Source organism: Nitrosopumilus sp. (genome assembly GCF_025698945.1).
GTDB lineage: Archaea > Thermoproteota > Nitrososphaeria > Nitrososphaerales > Nitrosopumilaceae > Nitrosopumilus.
On sequence record NZ_JAILWM010000001.1, the window covers coordinates 473,677 to 496,557 of the forward strand.

The 22,881-nt window shown below is 32.1% G+C and carries 20 protein-coding genes; 11 read left to right on the forward strand and 9 right to left on the reverse strand.

Annotated elements, in window-relative coordinates:
• The first annotated feature begins 36 nt into the window (after positions 1-36).
• The 8 genes from K5790_RS03115 to K5790_RS03150 all read left to right on the forward strand — a co-directional run bounded on the left by K5790_RS03115 (position 37) and on the right by K5790_RS03150 (position 9,773).
• A complete protein-coding gene (locus K5790_RS03115) occupies positions 37-669 on the forward strand; it encodes a hypothetical protein (RefSeq protein WP_297592336.1) in 633 nt (210 codons plus the stop codon).
• Between the two features lie 135 nt (positions 670-804).
• Positions 805-2,340 carry a type II/IV secretion system ATPase subunit gene (locus K5790_RS03120; RefSeq protein WP_297592338.1) on the forward strand — a complete coding sequence of 512 codons (1,536 nt, stop codon included), beginning with the start codon at positions 805-807 and terminating at the stop codon, positions 2,338-2,340.
• Between the two features lies 1 nt (position 2,341).
• On the forward strand, positions 2,342-3,790 hold the full coding sequence (locus tag K5790_RS03125; RefSeq protein WP_297592340.1) for a type II secretion system F family protein: 1,449 nt from the start codon (positions 2,342-2,344) through the stop codon (positions 3,788-3,790).
• Positions 3,791-3,879: 89 nt separating this feature from the next.
• The gene (locus K5790_RS03130) at positions 3,880-6,441 is read left to right on the forward strand and encodes an Ig-like domain-containing protein (protein WP_297592341.1); all 2,562 of its coding nucleotides are present in this window, start codon (positions 3,880-3,882) and stop codon (positions 6,439-6,441) included.
• A gap of 84 nt (positions 6,442-6,525) precedes the next feature.
• Positions 6,526-7,239, forward strand: a complete 714-nt coding sequence (locus K5790_RS03135; protein WP_297592343.1) for an A24 family peptidase C-terminal domain-containing protein — start codon at positions 6,526-6,528, stop codon at positions 7,237-7,239.
• A gap of 58 nt (positions 7,240-7,297) precedes the next feature.
• Positions 7,298-8,248, forward strand: coding sequence for a TrmB family transcriptional regulator (locus K5790_RS03140; protein WP_297592345.1), 951 nt, complete (start codon positions 7,298-7,300; stop codon positions 8,246-8,248).
• A complete protein-coding gene (locus tag K5790_RS03145; protein WP_297592347.1) occupies positions 8,248-8,652 on the forward strand; it encodes a response regulator in 405 nt (134 codons plus the stop codon). Before K5790_RS03140 ends, K5790_RS03145 begins: the two co-directional genes overlap by 1 nt.
• Before the next feature lie 17 nt (positions 8,653-8,669).
• Positions 8,670-9,773, forward strand: coding sequence for a HAMP domain-containing sensor histidine kinase (locus tag K5790_RS03150; protein ID WP_297592349.1), 1,104 nt, complete (start codon positions 8,670-8,672; stop codon positions 9,771-9,773).
• Between the two features lie 103 nt (positions 9,774-9,876).
• Here the strand turns inward: K5790_RS03150 and K5790_RS03155 are convergent, their stop codons facing one another.
• The 9 genes from K5790_RS03155 to aspS form a co-directional block, all read right to left on the reverse strand.
• A complete protein-coding gene (locus K5790_RS03155; protein WP_297592351.1) occupies positions 9,877-11,235 on the reverse strand; it encodes a pyridoxal phosphate-dependent aminotransferase in 1,359 nt (452 codons plus the stop codon).
• Between the two features lie 60 nt (positions 11,236-11,295).
• A complete protein-coding gene (locus K5790_RS03160; RefSeq protein ID WP_297592352.1) occupies positions 11,296-13,218 on the reverse strand; it encodes an AMP-binding protein in 1,923 nt (640 codons plus the stop codon).
• Positions 13,219-13,263: 45 nt separating this feature from the next.
• Complete coding sequence (locus K5790_RS03165; RefSeq protein ID WP_297592353.1) at positions 13,264-13,527, reverse strand: hypothetical protein; 264 nt, start codon at positions 13,525-13,527, stop codon at positions 13,264-13,266.
• Position 13,528: 1 nt separating this feature from the next.
• A complete protein-coding gene (gene gatB, locus K5790_RS03170; RefSeq protein WP_297592980.1) occupies positions 13,529-14,932 on the reverse strand; it encodes an Asp-tRNA(Asn)/Glu-tRNA(Gln) amidotransferase subunit GatB in 1,404 nt (467 codons plus the stop codon).
• The gene (gatA, locus tag K5790_RS03175) at positions 14,923-16,368 is read right to left on the reverse strand and encodes an Asp-tRNA(Asn)/Glu-tRNA(Gln) amidotransferase subunit GatA (RefSeq protein WP_297592354.1); all 1,446 of its coding nucleotides are present in this window, start codon (positions 16,366-16,368) and stop codon (positions 14,923-14,925) included. Before gatA ends, gatB begins: the two co-directional genes overlap by 10 nt.
• The gene (locus tag K5790_RS03180) at positions 16,365-16,634 is read right to left on the reverse strand and encodes a hypothetical protein (protein ID WP_297592355.1); all 270 of its coding nucleotides are present in this window, start codon (positions 16,632-16,634) and stop codon (positions 16,365-16,367) included. Before K5790_RS03180 ends, gatA begins: the two co-directional genes overlap by 4 nt.
• 90 nt (positions 16,635-16,724) lie before the next feature.
• A complete protein-coding gene (locus tag K5790_RS03185; RefSeq protein ID WP_297592356.1) occupies positions 16,725-19,142 on the reverse strand; it encodes a LamG domain-containing protein in 2,418 nt (805 codons plus the stop codon).
• Positions 19,143-19,177: 35 nt separating this feature from the next.
• Positions 19,178-19,639 (reverse strand): hypothetical protein, encoded by a 462-nt coding sequence (locus K5790_RS03190; RefSeq protein WP_297592357.1) that lies wholly within the window; start codon positions 19,637-19,639, stop codon positions 19,178-19,180.
• A 293-nt stretch (positions 19,640-19,932) separates the two neighbouring features.
• Entirely contained in the window at positions 19,933-21,243 is a 1,311-nt protein-coding gene (gene aspS / locus K5790_RS03195; protein ID WP_297592358.1) for an aspartate--tRNA(Asn) ligase, read from the reverse strand.
• A 112-nt stretch (positions 21,244-21,355) separates the two neighbouring features.
• Between aspS and K5790_RS03200 the strand changes: the two genes are divergently transcribed.
• From K5790_RS03200 to K5790_RS03210, 3 genes are read left to right on the forward strand one after another with little or no spacing between them, the layout of a single operon-like run.
• A complete protein-coding gene (locus K5790_RS03200; RefSeq protein ID WP_297592359.1) occupies positions 21,356-21,544 on the forward strand; it encodes a hypothetical protein in 189 nt (62 codons plus the stop codon).
• Positions 21,545-21,592: 48 nt separating this feature from the next.
• Positions 21,593-21,811: a hypothetical protein gene (locus K5790_RS03205; protein ID WP_297592360.1), complete on the forward strand. Its 219-nt coding sequence runs from the start codon at positions 21,593-21,595 to the stop codon at positions 21,809-21,811.
• 34 nt (positions 21,812-21,845) lie between these two features.
• Positions 21,846-22,871 (forward strand): formate--phosphoribosylaminoimidazolecarboxamide ligase, encoded by a 1,026-nt coding sequence (locus tag K5790_RS03210; RefSeq protein WP_297592361.1) that lies wholly within the window; start codon positions 21,846-21,848, stop codon positions 22,869-22,871.
• The last annotated feature ends 10 nt before the right edge of the window (positions 22,872-22,881 follow it).

Consider the following 22,881-nt stretch of genomic DNA (forward strand, 5'->3'; position numbering starts at 1 on the left):
CTAGATATGATATTAATTAAAAAAGACAATAATAAAATGAAAACCAAACTAAGCAAAAAACGTGCAATCAGTACAGTGCTCACAACAGTCATCATATTGGTGTCTTCTGTTGTACTTGGTTCAGGAGTTGTTTTGTATGGTACCAGTCTTTTCCAAGGAGGTACTCAATCAGAAGCAATTTCAGTTTCAGGTTCAAAAATGTGGGTTCATGATACTGCTTCAGAAGGTTTAGCTTGGGGTGCAGCAAAAATCAGAAACACGGGTGATAAAGTAATTTCCGTAGATACCATACAGGTTAGAGGAACAAACGTCCCATTTAGTCAATGGTATCCAGACACTAGTGTTAATGCAACATTATTCCAGCAATCATTGATTCATCCCGGATGGTCAGGAACAGGTGGAATGTTGGATGCTACAGGAGCAACACAGTGTGCAGTTGCCAGCACGGTACAAATTGATTTGACAGGTGATGACGTAGATACATCCTCAATCTGTGCTAATGCAGCAACAGGCCCAGTAGGTTTATCACCAGGTAGTTCAGCTATCATATACTTTAAGCTGACTAATGGTACCATCACATCACTAGACTCTGGTGCAAGTACAACTCTAAACATATTTGCAGGAAAAGCAGGCGCACCACAAAGCATAACTGTACAAGGTCAATCCTAGGATAAGGGAATTTTTTAAATTATCCATAAAATTATTTTTGCATGACCATTAAACAACATTTTCAAAATTGTGTGTATTGTAATATTTCACACTGTTCAATATAACCAAAAAATTAACTAAAACTGATTGAGTGTAATGGGGAAAAAAGACAAGGAGCAAGGATTAGAGACATTTCTTAAAAGTGAATTTTTAGGAGAATTAAAAAATGAAACACCAACAGGGTCCATCCTATTAGAAAAATACCCATTAAAAGCACCTTTTAGTTATGCAAACATCATACAAAACCAAGAAACAGGTAGTCTATCATATCAAATAGATGAGACCAAATTAAGTCAATCAGAGCAAGTAATTTACAATCAATTATACCAATTAATTGAAGAAAATATAGACTCTCCAGAAAATATAGAAGAAAATTTTGGATTCATGTCTTTTGTAAATAAAATACTCAAAGAAAATGAAAAACTATTCCTTGATCAACCAAAAGGCAGTATAGAGAAAGTAAAGTATTATCTAGAAAGAGACATTGATGGTTTTGGAGAAATTGACCCACTCATGCAAGATCCAAACATAGAGGATGTCAGTTGTAGTGGAATTAATTCGCCAATCTATGTATGGCATAGAAAATATGACAGCATTCCATGTAATGTATCGTACCAAGATGAAAAATTAAATTCATTTGTGTCTCGAATTGTATTTAGAGCAGGAAAGCACATTAGTTCTGCATATCCAATTTCAGATTTAGCATTACAAGGAAATCACAGAATTTCAGTGTTATACCAAAAAGAAGTGACTCCTAAAGGAACCAGTTTCACAATAAGAAAATTCAAACAGGATCCATACTCTATTGTAGATTTGATAACATTTGGCACCATTAGTGTTGAAATTGCAGCATACATGTGGTTGCTAATGGAATCAAAAATGTCAATAATGGTTATCGGGTCTACAGGCAGTGGTAAGACTACCATTCTTAATGCCATTACAGGATTGATTAATCCGGATTACAAAATTTTTTCAGTAGAAGATGTTTCTGAAATTAACATCAAACATGAAAACTGGTTTAGTCTAATTTCCAGAACTGGTTTTGGCAGTGAAGGAGAAGGGGAGATTGGATTATATGATTTGATCAAATCAGGTGTAAGACACAGACCAGATTATATCATAGTAGGAGAAATTAGAGGTTCTGAAGCATATGTTATGTTTCAGGCAATGGCTACAGGTCACGGGGGATTGTGTACCATGCATGCAGATAGTTTAGAATCTGCAAGCAAAAGACTACAACAAAAACCAATGGACATACCTGCATCATATATGGCATTGATGAATTGTGCAATAGTGATTAGAAGAGTCAAAGGCATTGATGGAAAAGGAGTGAGAAAAGCAATTTCCATTCAAGAGATAAAAGATGCTAACACATACCATGATGCTTTCAAATGGAATCCAAAAGCAGATTATTTCAATCCAGCATTGGAAGATAGTGAAATGTTACGCAGAATTTCAGAACAGTCCGGAAGAGATATGGAAGAAATTTTTTCCGAATTGAAGCGAAGAGAGACAATTTTAAAATGGCTTGTTCAACGAGGAGTTAGAAGATATGATAAAGTTGCAGAGACCGTTGGAAAATATTATAGAGATCCAGATGCTTTGATGAAAGAAATAGAATTTAGTGTATGATATGTCATTTTTAAAAAAACATGAAGATGCAGATAAAAAGAAGAAAGCTAACAAAAAAATTGAATCAGAATTACCATTTTTTATAACTATTGTTACATTATTAGCAACAAGTGGGCTAGGTCCATATACAATTTTTACAAAAATTAAGGATTTGGATTTACTTCCAAATGTGAGAATAGAATCAATTAAAATTCTTAAAAAAATAGACATTCTTGGAAAGGATCCTCTTGTAGTAATGGCTGAAACTAAAGAAAAGGGGATATCTAGTTTTGGAGAATTTCTAAGTGGGTGGGTATCATCCATTCAAAGTGGTGGAGATGTAGTAAGTTATCTCAAATCAAAAATGGATAGCGCATTTGAAGTTTATGAAAGTCAACAAAAAGAATCTGCAAACAAAGTACAAACATTAGTTGAAACATACATGACAATGCAAATAGTGATCTTGGCAATATACATTATAGTTACTGCAACATCTACAGGGGGGGTAGGAACTCAACCAGGACCAGATGATATTGACCCACTTTATCTAGTAATTATGTTGCCTCCAATCATCACAACATTATTTTTAATGCTTGCAAGAAAACTAAACAGGGCAAAAATTAATGAGCTTGATTGGAAAAAAATTCTAATTTTTGGGGTTCCCGGTCTTGGCGGAGCAATAATAATCAGTTACCTAAATTTGCTCCCAGAATATGATTTGTATATTTTTGCAATTGTATTAATCGTATCTGCATTATGGCCAGCATTAAAATTCAAAAATAAATACAAATTTGCATTAGATGCAGAAGGTGCAACATCGCAAATAATGAGAGATGTAGCTGAAGCAAGAAAAGCAGGGTTGGGTCCTGAAAAATGTGTAATACGAACAGCCAAGAGAAAAGACTTTGGATTATTTAATACTGTAGCTAATGGTGTTGCAAATAAGTTAGAGTGGGGAATGACATTAAATGATATTTTCAATTTTATCAAAAAAGAAACTAGTGATTTTCAAATATTGATAAATTTCAAAGTATTGTTTGAAATAATTTCCGCAGGAGGAGGAAATGTAAATACTTTGATCACATTAGCTGGAGTTTCAGAAAAAATGAGAAACATAGAGGCATCAAAACGAGAAATGTTAAAACCATATGTTATGGTAGGTTTTATGTTAATAGCAATCACAGGATTTACCACACTACTTGTAATTGATTCATTGACAAGTTTGGGAGGACAGTTGGAAACAGATGATGCAAAAAAAAATATTTTAGAAGCAGATTCTAAATCTAGATTCAAATTATTAGGATTGTCAATTTTGATACAATCTTGGATAGCAGGATTGTTTTTAGGTAAAATCACCACAGGGAATTATACAGGAGGATTCATGTATTCTGTATTTCTAGTCACAATATCTCTTATGGCAATTATAATAATACAGTTGAAATTATTTAACGTAGCATCTGTTTTCGGATAATTGTATGTATTGTAATGTTTCATACTGGTCAATATATCCAAAAAATTAAGAATATTTGCGTGTTAAAGGTCCTATTTGTAATAATATTGATGACTGGTAGTTTATTCTTACCAGTTAACGCTCAGACCACATCTGAATTTGGATATAAATTACATCCAGAAAAAATTCTAGAGAATACAATTGGGGATTTACAAGTTTATGTAACATCCAATAAATTAATGGTACCTACTACAATAAAAAACTTAACAGTCATTAGTTCAAACACAGACATTATACAAATAGTGGAAGTTTCTGAAGATTCGGATTCTTTTATTAAAAATATCAAAATAAAAGCGTTAAAACCAGGCATTGCAACTATTGGTTTAGCTGCACCTGGATTTGCATCTAAAGAAATTTCAATTCAAGTTTACAACAATAATAATTATCCTACAAAAATCATGATGAAGACAACTCCAAATCAATTTTCAGTCGATGGGCCAAAATACGGATTTGTTGCAGTTGAATTATCCACAACAGGAGGATTGCCAACAGTTGCATTAGAGGATGTCACTGTAACAATTCAAACACCAAATACAGATGTTATCAAATTAAGAGATTCTGAGATTACAATTAAGCAAGGAGAATATTTTGGGATTACTGAATTTGATATTGTTGGTTCAGGAGATGCAATAATTTTTGCAGAAACTAACGGAATGAAGAAAATTAGTGAAATAATATCGGTTTCAGAACCTAAAGGTCCATTACAAATTCAGCTTTCAGTAATTCCGGATACTTTTAGTAGTTATTATTCTGCAAAAGGTTTTGCCATATTACAATTAGTAGATAGTGAAGGAATTCCAGTCATGGCAGAAGAAGACATCTATCTTGAATTAGATGTGGATAATCCAGATACATCCAAAAACACAAGTACAGATTTTAATGAAGTGGTATTTGATGAAAAGAAACTAGTGATCAAAAAAGGAGAATATTCTACATTTACCCAATTTTCACCAAGACCAAATTTAGCAGATTTCACTAGTGAAAATGAACAAGTATTCCAAATGTTTGTATCTGTAGAAAACTATCTTGCTCGTGGCGATTCATTCACTGTAATACATGATGAAATCGGAGCATTAGAAGGGGCAGGTCCATCAATTACAGAGGTATTGCCATTTTTGACTACAGGTAAAGAAGAGATCATAGGAGTGACTTATTTTGAAACAGATATTGAGGTATCTAGAAGGGCAGGAACCTCAAATAATAGAGAAACTGTTACAATTACAGTACCTGTCACTGCACAGAAAAATTATGAGTTGAGTATTTCGTCTTCAGATTCAAATGTCGTAAATCCCATAAACCCAATTATGGAAAAGGGGAAGAATGCGGTATTAGTTACAGGCAATACAGGAACAATGGCACCTGATGAATCTATAGAATTGTACATTAGAGATAATGACGGAATTAAAACAGTTATTACAACACCCGATGGACCTATTGAGGACGATATTTCATTAACAATTGAGTCACTTATTCCAATGATTTTAGTTGGAAAGGAATTCCCACTGCTTGCATATTTGTATGAATCTGCAGGTGAAGAAGAATCAGTTTCAACTACCGATGAAGATGAGATAGATAGTAGGTTGGGACCAACCCAGTTTGTAAAAAATGGTATTCTGTCATTTTCTGCAAATGAATTCATAAACATCGAATCATCAAATGTAGAGAAAAATCAAGATTATGTTTTAACATATCCAATGGTTGAAGCAGTTGGAACCAGTTCATTAAATGGAAAAATTGGTAAGTTTTCTGGTTCAATGGATGTTACAAGTTATACTACAGACCCCACAACCATCTATTTAGGATATATTGATAATATTTTGATCACAGATGGAAACCTAGCTACAGTTCAGTTATTGGACTCTGTGGGAAATCCAGTATATGCTAAAAAAGATACAATTTTAGAATTAGTATCAAATGATCAAACAATTTTAAAAACACCAAACCAAATAACAATCAAAAAAGGAGAATACTTTAACACATTTGAATTAGAAACTTTGAAAGAAGGAACTGTAGAGATGACAGTTTTATCAAAAGACTTACCATTATCAAAATACAGCATTAGTATTATTGACTTAACTCCAGTATTATCACTAAATCTAGAAGGAAGTATGAACTGGAATGAAAGAATTGAAGCAAAATTATCCGTATCAATTCCTGAAATTAAGACAACTCTTTCAGGATTTCAAGTTGAGTGGACAACAGAGGGGGGCGAAGTAAAAACAGCAGACTCAGTAACCAATAGTGAAGGTATTGCAATATTGAACATAATTGCAAATGATAAGGAAACCGTTACAGTATCTGCAAAAGTATCTGGGAATAATCTTGATTCAGCAACAGCATCAAAAACAGTCCAGATATTAAATAAGCCCTCAGTCATAGAAAATCCCGAAACTGATACGGTTAAGGAAGAATCCTCTATAGGGGAATTAAATTTCGATACAACCCAAATAGGAATGATTATCATACCAATCATAATTGTCGCTATTTTCTTGTTTCTAAAAAAGACAGATAGATTAGGATTAATTACTGAAAAAATGTCTTTAGAAAATTTAGAGATAAGTGATAAGATTGAAGGCATTAAAGAAAGAATTTCAGATATCAAAGATAGATAAAATAAATTAAAAAACATGACTAAACACAGTAAAAATATTTTTTTCAATCAATTTCAAATACAAGTTTAAAGGAAAGTAAATAACATGTTTGAAACTTTATTTGATTTTCAGACAATAAGAATAATTTTAGCATTAATCATGTTGATTTTAGGTTCAATAGTAGATATTTGGAAAAGAGAAATTCATGATTATTATTGGATAGGTTTTGGAGGTGCAGGAATTGTACTTGCATTTCTAAATCCAAATATCATGACACAGTTACTAACTATAGGAATTGCATTAATCATAGCACCATTTGTGATTGTTATTTGGAGAATAGGGTTATTTGGAGGTGCAGATGCATTTGCATTAATAGCATTAGCAGTGATAGCGCCAATGGCTACAATAACAGATAACCAGATATCTCCTTTTACAACTTTGTCTAATGCCGCATTGTTATTTATCATACCATTTTTATTCAATTTGTTTAGAAACATAATTTTGCAATTAAGAGGAAAAAATATTTTTGAGGGATTTGATGAATCATTCTCCAAAAAAATAATAGCATCATTTATGGGATATAAGTCAAAAAATCCAAAATTTGCATTTAGTATAGAAAAGATGGAAAAAGGTAAGAAAAAATTAGATTTAGCAATTCATCATGCAGAAAATCAAGAATTCTGCACCACACCTAATACATGGATTACTCCGGGAATACCATATCTACTACTAATTGCAGGAGGTTTTATCATCCAATTAATCCATGGAGATATCATACTAAACCAGTTTTTTGATTCAGGATTTCAGTTACCTATATGATCTGTAATATGAGATAACATACATTCTCTTATGTTATAAAATAATGTTACAGATATAGATGACCATTTCAGAAGCAGTCGAAGAAGGGATGTTTCATTCAGAGAGTCCCATTCAAGAATTAATACGTATGCTAGTTAGATATGATTTAACTCCAAATCAAGCTAAAGTATACTTATTTTTAAGCAAAACTGGTATTAAAACTGCATCAGAGATATCAAAAGCATTAAAAATTCCAAGAACTGAAACATATCATCTATTATCAACACTACAACAACAAGGAATAATTTTTTCAGTGTTTGGAAAGCCAACAAAATTTAATGCTGTAGGATTGGAAGAATCATTGGAGATACTACTTAATAATGAAAAAAACAGAATTAATGAATTAGAATTAGGCAAAGATAGTTTGATAAAACTTTGGAAAATAATACCAAATTATGCTGAAAACAAAAAGGAATCACAAGAAAATAAATTTCAATCTCTCCAAGGAAGAAACTCAATTTTAGTAAAACTTGAACAAATGATAAAAGAATCTAAAGAAAACATCTTAGTTTTAGGAACAGAAAAGGATTTCAAAAGATTTTATTTTACAGAATTTACAGAATTGTTAAATAAAACAAAATCAAATTTGAGAATTTTAACAGATTATGCAGAAAATAACACTCATATTTTTGAAGATATTCCTAGTAAAAAAATTAAAAAAATTGATGATGTGAATCGAGAAGATTTTTGTTTCATTATCAAAGATGATACAGAGGTGATTTTTTTCATCAGCAATAACAAAATTAAAGATATGCTTGCAGTTTGGACAGATTCAAAGGCATTTGTGACTACGCTGAGATCATTATTCAGTTTGATGTGGAAGAAGTCCCACCATGTTGATGAAACTGATGAAGAGTCAATACTAGGCTCAAAAATGACATATGAACATAGATTAAGGGAGATTGAACAAGAAAAACGAATATTAAATTATCTGCAAGAAAACTTTGAATCACTAGGAAAGGAAAAGTAATGAATACGAAGAAAATACAAAAAGAAGGATCAGGAAAAATGAAAATATTGATAGTAGATGATAACGAACAGATTACGAAAATGTTAACTACATTTCTGGAATTAAAAGAGCATCAATGTACCATTGCAAATGATGGAAGTGAAGGGTTAAAAAAAATTAAAGAGAATGATTATGATGTAATTCTATTGGATTTGGCAATGCCTGAATTTGATGGATATTCAGTAATAAAAAATTTGGAAGAAAATAACATGTTAAAAGATCATAAAATAATTGTTTTTACAGCATCAACAATTACCCAAGATGAATTAGACAATCTTGTAAAAAGAGGGGTAGCAGCATACATTCTAAAACCAATCGATATTGATCTTTTACATTCAAAATTAATAGAAATTGCAAATGTGTAAAATAATGGTGCAATCAAGTGCTTTCAATTAAACACACTTTATTTTTAGTTTCAGGAGTTTCAAGTTTTATTATTTTTTACATGGGATTAGTAAATTTTCTGACATCAGTTGAACAATCTACAGGGGTGATTTTACTAATTTTTTCTGTTTTTGTAGCAACAAGTACATTATTGGCAACTCTCCACATTTCTAGAAGCATTACAAACCCCATAGAAAAATTAGCACAAAAAATGACTGAATTTTCAAAGACAAACAAAATGTCAAATCAAAATCAAATTAAAACTAATGTTAAAGAAATTTTTGAATTAAATGAGAATTTTGAAAGTATGGGAGGGAAAGTAGAAAAAATAATTGAAGTTCAAAATGAATATGTAGACATGTTAAAAGATATGGATAGAAAAAAAGTAGAGTTTTCATCAATGGTATCACATGAATTAAAGACTCCATTAGTTCCAATTCTAGGATATGTTCAAATGTTGCAAAAAGAAGAATTGTTAGGAGAATTAAATAAACAGCAAAAGGAAGCAATAAATGAAATTTATTCCTCGACAATAAAATTACAAAGACTTGTGGGCGATATTTTAACTACCCAAAAATTAGATTTAGGTAAATTAGATTTTAAAAAAGAAAATATCGAGGTTACTGCATTACTAAATTCAGTTATCAAGGAGTTCTCTCCAATTACAACTAACAAAAAAATACAACTAAAATTAGAGTTTAAAGAAAATGTCACCATATCAAGTGACAAAGACAGAATCAACCAAGTATTCTCAAATTTAATAAAAAATTCAATAGATTTTGTATCTCCAGGCACAGGAATTATAACAATTGGAGCAAAAAATTACGAGGACAGTATAGAGTTTTTTGTAAAAGATAATGGTTGTGGAATATCTCTTAAAAATCAAAAAGACATCTTCAGAAAGTTTTACCAAATTGATACATCCACTAGCAGAAAAAGAAATGGTAGTGGTTTAGGATTAGCAATATGTAAAGGAATCATCGAAGGATTAGGGGGAAAGATCTGGGTAAAAAGCATAGAAAATGTCGAGACAACATTTCATTTTAAAATTCCAAAAGAATTCATTCCAATTAAACTAAATACAAATGAAGGTAAAAATTAATTTATCCAATAACAAGATCCAATCCAAAAGACATTCTCAAACTAAGATTAGTTAAAGGAGAAATAAGTTTAGACGAATATGAAAAATTGAATTCAAAGTTAAACTAACTTGGATTTACCAGAGAATTTTTTTGATTCATTATTCCCTTCAATGAGTTATTTTTTACATCATTAAAGAATTTTTGAATCATTTTGATTCCTAAAACAACTTTGGGAGCATTATTTTTAACAAATTCTTCTCTTTCAGATAGAGATTTTGGCTTTGCATCTAAATAATTTTGATAAACTTTTTTCCCATCATAATCCACAAATGCAATTCTGGCACTGAAATCAGTTCTTTCTAAAACAAGACTATCTCCACCTACAATTGCAGTATGGTATGGGTGAACTATTAATGATTCAGATAATTTTTGGGACGTATTAATTTTTACGTTTTGTAAATCAGTTGCAAATGCATTAAAATCAGCTAGTAAGTAAAAAGTAGCATCAGGTTTTATTATTTTTACACCCTCAATAGAAGACAAGGCATGATATGTATACTCACCCATTATTTGATGTAAGTTACGAGTTACTTGAAAATATTCATCAATTTCTTTACTAATTTCAAATCCTGCAACAGCAGCATGCTGTATTGGAGTTGATACAGCAGTATATTCTGTTGCAAGAATTTTTTTAAATTGAATTTTAAGGTCAACTGCATGTTGAGGAAAGATCACATATCCAAGTCTATATCCTCCAGCAGCATGAGATTTTGACAATCCATTAGTTACAAAAGTTCCTTCAGGATAGATTTTTCCCATGCTGACAAATTTTGGAAAATCATATGTAGTTTGAGCATAAATTTCATCAGAGATTACTGTGATGTTTTGTTCCCTACACACATCTGCAATCTCTTCAAGTTCTAAACGATCATAAAGTAATCCCGTTGGATTATGAGGATTATTTAATATCAATATTTTTTGTCGGTCTTGTAATCTAAGTGCAAGTTTTCTCAAATCATTAGGAGATATTTTTCTATTTGCCCTAGTGGATAACATGTGATAATTTTTTTTCAAAAATCTAATTTGTGGCAAATATCCTAACCATGCAGGAGTTGGAAGTATAACAGTGCCATGTAAAATCTCTAAAAGATTAAAAATCAGCTCCTTAGTTCCAGGTCCTACGTAGATGCGTTTAGGATCAATATCCATTCCAAAATAATGTTTGTTATATTTAGAAATGGCATCTCGAAGTTCAGGAATTCCAGGTACTGCGGCATATGCACCCTTGTCAGCATTATTGATTAATGCTTGTTGGATTACTGTTGGTACTGGAAACGGGGATTGTCCAAATGCAAATCCATAAAACCCAAAACCACATTCAGGATGGGGACAATTGGAATGAAATTCCTGTAAAAAGGTATTTAGTTTAAGATTCTCTGGCATTTCAATGTCTTGAACCTGTTGATCAACTACAAATTTCAATGATGAATTTCCTTAGAAATGAATTCCGATATAAAGGTTGAAGGATTAAAAATTAATAATTCAAGACAATTCGTGAATTTCGTCCAAAATTTCAGGATTTTCAAGAGAAGACAAATCGCCTAATTCATGTCCCAATAGTTTTGATTTTAATAGCCTACGCATTATTTTTCCAGTTCTAGTTTTTGGAAGATCAGATAATTGAAAAACAAATTTTGGTTTTGCAATTTTACCAATTTTTGTTGCAATAAATTCAGATACTTCTGATTCCAAGTTTTTTTCATTATTGTCAGATACAAAAAACACAACAATTGCATCGCCAGTAAGTTCATCAGGTATTGCGATAGATGCAGCATCCGTTATTTTTTTATGTGAAATTACAGCATGTTCAATTTCAGAAGTACTCATTCTATGACCTGAGACATTTATCACATCATCGGTTCTTCCTCGCATGTACCATAAATTATCATTATCAATATACACATAATCGCCATGAAACCATACATTTGGAAATCTAGACCAATAAGTTTCAAGATATCTGTCATTTGCATTTAACAATCCTCTAGTCATGCTAGGCCAAGGCGATTTGATTACAAGAAATCCATTTTCGTTAGTTATAGAATGACCCAAATCATCAAAAACATCCAGATTCATCCCAGGTACTGGCATGCCAACAGTAGTGGGCTTTAATTTCATTCCAGGAAAAACAGATAGCATTGCACCGCCTATTTCAGTACCTCCTGACAAATTCATAATGGGGATTTTTTTATTACCAACTTTTTCAAATAACCACCACCAAGAATCTTCATCAAGTGGTTCACCAGTAGTCGGAATATTTTTAATTTTATCTAATGAATAAAGTCTTAAGGGTTCAACATTATTTTTTTTGAATAATCGTACAGCAGTAGGAGATATTCCAAAGATAGTCACATTATATTCTGATAGAATCTTCCAAATTCCATTTACATCAGGATAATCTAATGCACCATCATAAATTACGGCACTTGAACCAACAAGTAACAGACCATAAACATTCCAAACTAATCCTGTAATCCAGCCAATATCGGCAGGCCAAAATAAAACATCTTCTTGATTAGTGTCAATCAGATATGATGATTGATGACCAGCAAATACTGAAAACCCCCCATGAGTATGAATTACTCCCTTTGGATTTCCTGTTGTGCCTGAAGTATATAGTATGAATAATGGATCTTCAGAATTCATCGTATCAGTATCACATAACGTAGATTGTCTTAAAGTGAAATCTTCAAAATAAACTATGTTTTGTGAATTTTTATAATTATCAATTCCACCATATGGTACAACAATAATTTTTTCAACAAAGGTGTCTTTTATTGCAAGCTCAACTGGTTTTTGTTGGGAAATTCTTTTTCCTTTTCTATAATACCCATCTGAAACAAAAATAGCTTTTGCTTTACAATCCTTTAATCTCACATGTAACGAATCCGAACTATATCCAGAAAAAATCACAGTTTGAATAGCACCTATTTTTGCCGATGCAAGTATTGCCAATATTGCCTCTTCAATCATTGGCAAGTATATTGCAACGACATCTCCTTTTTTAATTCCAATGGACTTTAATGCATTTGCAAGTTTTGATACCTTAACATCCAGTTCGGAATAAGATATTTTTGATTTTGTTCCAGATTCAGAAACAAACCAATATGCAATTTTGTTTGGATTAATTTTTGCAAATTTTTCAACTGAAGATTTGTAAATGTTAGTCTTGCCATCAGCAAACCATTTAGACCAAGCAATTCCTTCAGAATCATCCAATATCTTAGTGTAGGGTACGTCCCAGATTATGCCAATATCTTTTTCAACTGATTGCCAATACCATTTCAAATCTTGTCTTGCTTTTTTAGACAATTCTTCAAATGATGAAATATTGTATTTTTGCATGAAACGATAGATATTTGATTCTTGGATTTGTTTTTCAGTTGGAGTAAATATAAAATCAGACAAGATCCTATTCTAACAACCACAATTAACGTAAAAAGATTTTTTCATTTAGAATATATCAATCCCCATACGTCTAGCACAAGCAATTGCTGCTTTTCCATCATTTTCTGCAATACCAGCTTTGAGAAATTTTTCATTCCAATTGGTTTTGGCATTCAGTGTGTTTTCATAATAATACTCCCTCAAAATCACAGCAATATGATTATCAAGTCTTTTTTTAGTAGATTCATCTATTTCTGCCAAAAGATTAGCAGAATCAGAATGAGCAAGAAGTTTGATAAATTCTACATCTTCAAGAGAAAAGTCAGTCATATTATACAATTTGTTTTTTTAATAAATTCAGGGTCAAAGTAGGATCTGCCTTACCCTTTGTCTTTTGCATCACTTTACCAACTAAATAATTAATTGTTTGAGGATTAGATTTTGCTTGTTCTACTGCTTGAGATTCCTCAGATATTACTTGTTGTATAATACTAAACAATTGTGATTCGTCAGATACATTTCCAAGATCTAAGTCAGATATTACTTGAGATAGATCATGCCCAGTTTTTACAATTTCATATAACGCAGTTTTTGCAGAATTTCTAGAAATTTTTCCAGACTGAATTGCATCTGCCAAATCATTCAAATGTTTTGGTAGAATCTTTGAGTCTTCACGTTTTTCTCTGGTGTCAACTAATCCCATAAGATCAGTTGTAATGAGGTTAGCAATTTCTTTTGCATTGGAATCATTATGAGATTTTTCAAATAGATCAGAATAAAATTTATCAGATGAGAGAACATCTGCTACTTGAACGGATATACCATACTTTGATACATAGCGTGCTTTTTTTGAGCTAATACTTTCTGGCATTTCAGATTTTAATTCGTTTAAAACATCAGGATCTATTGTAACCCAAGGAATATCCCCTTCTAGAAAATATCTGTAATCTAGTTCTTCTTCTTTTGAACGTGATGAGACAGTAATCTTTCTCTTATCATCCCAATGACGCGTTTCTTGAACTATAGGAATATTTCTAGAGTATAGGCTTTCCTGTCTTGTAATTTCAAAATGAACTGCTTTTTCTAGATCATGGAATGAACCAATATTTTTAATTTCAACTTTTTTACCACCTGCAATAGATACATTAGCATCAGCCCTCATTGCACCTTCTAAGCTTGGATCAGATACTCCTAAATTTTCCAATAGATCCGATAGAATATTTAGAAAATCCCTTACTTGTTTTGGATTTTCAAAATCAGGTTCGGTGACAATTTCAACTAATGGTGTCCCAGCACGATTATAGTCAACAAGAGTTATTTGATTTTTTGATGAATTGCCTTCATATATCAGTCTACCAGGATCTTCTTCTAACTGTATTCTTGTAATTCTAATTTTTTTATTTCCTACCATAATTGAACCAGTTCCACCAATACTTGTATCACCATAGATGTTTAGTTGTGTGATTTGGAAATTTTTTGGTAAATCTGGATAGAAGTAATTTTTTCTAAAAAATGCAATCTTTTCAGGTATAGAGCAGTTTAATGCCATTGCAATTAAAGTGGCTTTTTTAACTGCTTCTTGATTTAACCTAGGTAAACTACCAGGTAATCCCATACAGATGGGACATATGTTTTCATTGATTTGGAATTCTCTATAGTTTGCTTTACATGTACAAAATAATTTACTTTGTAAATTTGTCAATTGACAGTGAATCTCTAAACCAATCAAAGAGATACCTCCGGTAAAGTAACAGTACTCTCCAAAGCATAAGCTGCTTGTAGCAACATTTTATCATTATTAGAATCTGCCATTAATTGAATTCCTATTGGCAGTCCATTTGAGAAAGTAAATGGAATGGATATCGCAGGTTTCCCAGTTAGATTTGCGGCAACAGTATTAATGTCAACTAGAAACAATGAAACTGGATCATTAATTTTTTCACCTATCTTAAATGGGAGAATAGGCACAGTGGGAGATATCAATAAATCAAATTTCTTAAATGCATCATTAATCTCTCGTGTTAGTTTACTTTTTACCTTTAGTGCTTTAAGAAAATATTTTCCAGCTTGTCCGGATGATGGAACGAATCCACCAACAATCATACGTCTGATTACTTCAGGACCAAAATGTCTTCGGGCTTTAGAGATGTAAGAATTAAACTCATAGCCCTCTACAGGAAAATCATACCCATATCTTAAGTTATCATATCTTGCAAGATTGCTTCCAGCCTCAGTTGCAGTAATTGTATAATATGCAGCTACAGAATATTGCACCATGTCTAATGATATCTCTTCACAGGTAGCACCAAGACTCTCAAGTTTTTTTATGGCTTCTTTAGTTGCAGATAGAACTTCAGAATCTATCCCTTCGCTAATCATCTCTTTAATAATTCCAATTTTCTTTCCCTCTATTCCAGAATCAATTTCAGATAGATAGTCTTGATTGAAATTATCAATTGTAGTGTTATCATTTGGGTCAACTCCAGAAATCATGTTTAGAATAAATGCAGTGTCTTTAACTGTCCTTGTAAGAGGCCCTATTTGCTCTATACTGTTTGCATAAGAAATTAAACCAAATCTGCTAATCAACCCATAAGTTGGTTTGTATCCTACAGTAGAACAAAAACTTGCAGGATTTCTAACAGAACCTCCAGTATCAGAGCCAAGTGATGCAACACATTCAAAAGACGCTACAGAAACTGCACTTCCGCCAGAAGAACCACCAGGAACATAATCCTCATTCCATGGATTTTTACTTGGGCCAAATGCACTGAATTCAGTTGTCAATCCCATTGCAAATTCATCCATATTTACTTTGCCTACAAATATTGCATCCTGTTGTTTTAATTTTGTAATTACTGTAGCATCATATGGTGCAACAAAATTTTCAAGCATTTTTGATGCACATGTGGTTTTAGAATCTTTAATGCATAAATTATCTTTAATAGAAATTGGCATACCAAAACAATCTCCAATTTTGTCACCAGACTTGATTTTCTTATCAATTTCTCTGGCTTGATCAATGGATTGCTCATTTATGGATAAGAATGCATGTAGTTTGTCATCCACATTTTGAATTTGTTCTAGTGTTTTTGCAATAAAGTCCTCCACAGAAATATTTCCAGTTTTTACTTCTTGAACGAAGTCAAGAGCAGATATTTTTAGATTCATGAAGACATCTTAGGTGCACGAACGTATGTCCCTTTGTAGTGGTTCAATTTCTCAATTAATTTATCATTAAATGGGATATACTTATCTTGTCTTAAATTCAAAATTGAAATTTCAGGCATCGAAATTTCTTCAGACTCCACACCTGCCGAATCTAAAATGTCAAAATATCCAATCATTGTTTTTACCTTTTCAACATATTCTTTATGATCATCAATTTCTATTCTCATTAACTTGGAAATACGTTCAATTTCTTCTTCAGTTACCATGTTATTTCAGATCAATTAAACATCGATATATTACTATATCATGAAAAAATCAATCTTTTTTAGAAAAACTCAAATGGAAAGTAATGATTATCAAGTTACAGTTACAAGACCAAAACTGATTGTTCTGGTTATTGATTTTCCATTAATGTCATATCCGGTTATGTGTAGGTTCATATCATAAGTTCCAGCAGGGATAAGTCCTGTAGAACCTGTTGTTGCGGGAGGGTTTTTTGCTGTTGAAAATTCAAGATTAAGTATATCATTAAATGGAAATGCAATACTATCTTGAGTAGATGTAATAACACCACCATTAGTTGTGCTATTTCCAGATAAAATCACTGCAGCATAAGTGTTAGAAGAGACAACATCTTCAAAAGTCAATCGGGTTCCCTCATATGTAAGCCAGATCGAAGAAGGCCCCACATTATACACAGTTATTCCAATATTTGAAGAGGCGGTAAATGTAAGATAAGATGCAAAAATGTCCGATGTTGATGGATATTGTAAGAAAGAATTAGCAGGATTTCCAGTTAAAGAAGTATCATCAATGCGCATGTTAAGATCAAGACCAGTAACATCATTCATTCCAAAAACTAATCTTTCAGAGCTAGTAAAATTTACAGAATTTGCAATAAATGCTGTATAGTTGAAACTAGACAAAAAATCATTATTTTCCATCCCATCTAGAAATTTAAGTGGATATGCAACATCAGTAACAATATTAGATTTGAACACTCCATTCTCATCAGTTTTATTCATGGAAACAGTAACAAGGTGTGCAGAATCTCCATAATTACTAGCATATAGATCAGCTATCTCAGATGAGGAAAGTGCATAATTATTCCAGTGAAATATATCGTCAATTACACCATTAAATCCATTATTAGGTGTATCATCTTCTGCTCCAACAAAAATATTTGATACGCTAACCGAACTACTACCAGAGCCAGTAGTTGTTATCCCTACAGAAGTACCATTTATGTATAATAAACAAGAATGATCAGTTGCCCTTACAACTGTTATGAATTGCCAATTTCCATTATCATAATCACCGCCAGACGTTTCACATAATGTTGGAGTTTGACCAGATTGAGTCAAATATGTAAAATAAACATTATCGTCAGATTGTAAACCTATTTCGTAATATTCGTTGGCACTGTATGCTCTATAAAGAATTTGTGAGCCAGCCACATCATCTCCTTTAAACCACAAAGCAGTGGTGTCAGGTGATGAATCAACACGATTTTCATTTTCAGAATTTAATTCAATGTAATCATTACCATTAAAACTAAATGCTCCCGAATTATGAGGACCACTAGATGCACCATATGTAGGCATATTAGAGCCAGAGCCCAAAATATGGTTTGCAGTATTTCCAGTTGAATCTATAGGAGAGATATTTCCTTCAAAATGCAGAACCATATTATCAGAATTGTTATCACTTAAACTATCAGGGAAGGGAGAACTATAGTAAGTAAGACTTGCATTCCAATTTCCTGCTGGAATTGATACTGCAATCCCATCATTGGTAAAAAATTTTGGATTGTCAGTTTCTACAGAGATAGTCATTCCTCCATTATCAACATCACCAGAAAACATTTGGTATTCACCACTAGGGGTATTGTTTGTTTCACTATGAAAAACTAATTGATCTTTGTTAGGAGAATTCACACCAGAATTCAAAGCCAAAGTAGTGGAAGACTGTTGTGCTAAAAGAACATCATTTACCGTAACTTGAGCAGATGCAGTGTTTTGAGGAAAACCATTTTGTAATGCAGTAGTAAATATCACAGTGTTTCCAACATCACCAGATATCTTATATGTCCAAGTAAAATATTCAGTGTTACCTTTTGCTAGAGATGATATTTGTAAAGGAGTTACATTTGAAATTAATTCATAAGATGCGGTTCCTGTAGTTTGTATAGTTTGCATTTCAGGAGCAAGATTAAGCAAGATGTTGTTATTTGTCATATTATTTGTGACAGTCATTAGTAAAGTAGTCAGAAATCCATCAGATACAGTTTGAGGCAAAGCAATTAATCTTATATCCAGAGGTTGTTGGCCAGGAGCATTAACAGAAAATTCTTTACTGTTTCCTCTTTCTGTTACAAATTTCAGATCATAAGCTTGTGTATCTAATGCAAAAAGACCAACATCCTGACCCACATTTGTTAAAATTTCACCAGGAGTTACAATTTTATTAACAGTAAAATTTTGCAAAGGCCACGTATTATCAGTTACATTTTTTACCCAAAGTCTTGCAATATTGATTGGTAAATCTCCAGTATTTTGTAAAGTAATGTTAAATTTTCCATTAACAATTTGTACTGTAGATAGATCAAATGATTCCTTTATTTTATTTTGTGTCTCCATACTTTTTATAACAATTTGATCATTTAAAGACTCAATCAGATTTACACCATACGTAAAATATCCAATGGTAGAACTTAACACCACAACTAAAAAGATCATCCCAATTACACTGCTAAGGCCTCTTCTTTTGATCATTACACATACAACAAAATTTTAATCTGGTAAAAAGATTATGTGCTAATAGTTGTTTGAATTATGTTATCCCTAGTAGTTTTTACAATAACATCTAGTATATCATATGATGAAAAAGCAGGATCATCAATTACAACAGATATGCTTTTATCAGATTTTATTTGTCCTTTTGAAATCTTAGTAGTTTTAGTAAATTCCGAATCTTTATCATTTATCTTAATCTCAGAAACATCCAAAGTAACATCCCCAACATTCGTTAAAACAACAACTATCGAATCGCAGGGGTCAGAATCACAGTAAACATATTCAAAAACCATAAACTCGTTAATCCTGTTAACATAATCATTGACAGTGCTTGTCATTTCTAATTGTTGGGAATTGAGAGATGTTTGACTCCATACAACCCCCGTACTACCCATAATACACACTGCAGTCATCATGATTGCAGATGTAACGACAGTGGCCAAACCTCGTCTTCTTCGAGCCATGTGTATATTCATACACTATTCCCACAATTGGGAAATATATCAAAGAGTTTGTATTACAAATTACAAACAAGCCATATTTTAAAATCAGGTAAAAAAACCAAATGCTGAGCCTAAAATATACAATCAAAATATTCAAAGAAATTTGAGAAGGAATAACATGTATTATTCAAAACAAACAACAGGTTATTTATGCCTCAAATGAATATTATTCATGTCTAAAGAAATGAACAATCAAGATATGTACTACTTGGAACAGATGACAAACAAAGTATTATTAAAAATAAAACAAATTTCAGCAGATTAGGTTACGGAGTTAATCTATCAACATCCCTTGGATAAAATGTCACATCTCTAATATTTTCAGTACCTGTGAGTGCCATAATCAATCTCTCAAGTCCAATTCCACAACCTGCGTGTGGAGGAACTCCATAATCGAATGCTCCTAGATGATATTCAAATGCATCAGTGTTCATTCCCTTATTTCGCATTCTCTCTGCTAGTTCATCTCTTTTTTCAATTCTAGTACTACCAGATGACAATTCAAGATCACCAAACATCAAGTCAAAAGATTCAGAAATTTTTGGATTAGATTTATTTTCTTTAACATAGAATGGTTTTGGACCTAATGGCCAATCTTTGATAAAATAAAATCCTTCCAACCCAATCTTTTTGAGATTAGAGGGATACAAATCATCACCCCACTCAGTTTTTGCGCCAGCCTTTTGCATTTTATCAACCAAATCATCATAGGAATAGCGTGGTATTGTTTCTGGAATACTTGGAATGATAAATTCAGTATCAGGATGATCTTTTGAATAATCTACAACTGTCTTTACAGAAATTTTTATGATTTGTTCAATTCTATTCATAATATCGTTGTAATCAACAAATGCTTCTTCCAGATCTATGGAAATTGCTTCAGCTAAATGGCGATTGGTTCTTGATGGTTCTGCTCTAAAAATAGGTGCAATCTCAAAAACTTTTTCAAAACTCATTGTAAGTTGTTCTTTGTACAATTGAGGGCTTTGTGCTAAGAAAGCTTCTTTGTTATAATAAAATATTGGAAATAATGCAGCCCCTCCTTCAGTAGCAGTGGCAATCATTTTTGGAGTATTAATCTCTACAAATTTTTCAGAATTAAAATAATCTCGTATGGATTGTAAAACAAAACTTCTGGTTTTGAATATATGTTGAAGAGTATCACGTCTTAGATCAATGGGTCTTACTTCAAGTCGAGTATCAATATTTTTTACAGTTTTTGCAGTAGGCTCAAAAGGAGGAACTTTTTCAACCTCAGAGAAAACTCTCAATTCAGTAGGTATTATTTCAAATCCACTAGGTGCTTTTTCTGAGGATTTTACTTTTCCTGTAATTGCAATAGAGGAATGAGATTTTAGAGAAGAGATTTTTTCACGAATATCATCTGGGCAATCTCCTTTTTTTGCAACAACGTAGAAATCGCCGTTTTTATCACGAACTGTGGCAAAACTGATATTTCCATGTCCCCTAATTGTCAAAACCCATCCCATCAATGTTACTACATTTCCATCCATAGAAGGGGAAATTTCATCAGAATAATGAGATCGTCGTAAATTTCCTAATTCAGTTTCAATCATAATTTACTTTACTCCATATTTCATGGTGTAATTAATTTTTATACAAAATAATGCATTAACACCCTAATTTTCATAATGCTTATAGCCAGTAAAAAGTTCACTTCAAAACAACATGGACATTCTAATTGGATTAGTGATTGCAATGTTTATCATTACTGCTGTATATGTTGGATTTCATGCTGCTGATAAACCAGCAGAGGTAGGAGGACATCATATTTCAACAGAATTGGAAACCTTAGATTATCAAACAGAAGTTATCAAGATTCTTAAAATAAATGATTTGAAAAAATCAATTATTTAGAAGAACATAGCCGAATTTATATTAAATTGATAGAAAAACCATAAAATCATGACATTATCAGACAAGGAGAAAATCATTGCAATTATCTCAAATGGGATAGCTGTTTTTTCATTACTACAAGAAAGAGGCGAATTGCCAAAAAACACTACAATGTATGATTTTATTTTAAAAGTAATACCTGAAAATATCAAGTCAGAATTAAATATAGAGTTAATTGACGAAGTTTTTCAATATGTCTCATCGGCACATAGTTCACAGAACATTTAGTTCATAAAGTACAGCTTTCTATGAATATTATAAGATGTCATCAGTTGCAACATTAGGATCTCATTGTTCACTGCAAGTTCTAAAAGGAGCAAAAGATGAAGGTCTAAAAACAATTCTTGTATGTGAGAAAAAACGCGAGAAACTCTACAAGAGATTTCCATTTATTGATCAATTAATCTTGGTGGATTCATTCAAAGAAGTACTAGATCAAAAGTGTCAATCAATACTTGAACAAAATGACTCGGTTCTAATTCCACATGGAACGCTAATTGCACAGATGAGTTCTGAAGAAATTGAATCAATAAAAACACCAGTTTTTGGAAATAAATGGATTCTCAGATGGGAATCAGACAGAGGGATGAAAGAGAAATTAATGAGAGAAGCTAAACTTCCAGTTCCAAAACCAGTTAATGATCCTAAAGACATTAAAAAATTAGTCATTGTAAAACGCCAGGGGGCTGCAGGAGGAAAAGGATACTTTATGGCGGCAAATCAAGAAGATTACAATACTAAAAGAAATCAATTAATTTCTGACGGAGTTATTTCAAAAGACGAAACACTGTACATTCAGGAATATGCAGCAGGAGTTTTAGCATATTTACAATTTTTTTATTCTCCGCTCAAAGAAGAGTTAGAGTTCTTTGGAGTTGATCAAAGACATGAATCAGACATTGAGGGTTTGGCTAGAATTCCTTCTGAACAACAACTCAAATCAAACAAAGTTCCATCATTTAATGTAATTGGAAATAGCCCTCTTGTGTTAAGAGAATCACTTTTAGACCAAGTTTATACAATGGGGGAAAATTTTGTTGAGGCTTCTAAGAGGATGGTATCACCAGGAATGAACGGTCCATTTTGTATTGAAGGAGTATATGATGAAAATGCAAAGTTCACATCATTTGAATTCTCTGCAAGAATTGTTGCAGGAACAAACATCTACATGGATGGCTCTCCATACTACTCACTACTATTCAATGAATCTATGAGTATGGGCAAAAGAATTGCACGTGAAATAAAGACAGCAGCTGAATCTAATCAACTTGATAAAATCACAACATAATTTTAAATTT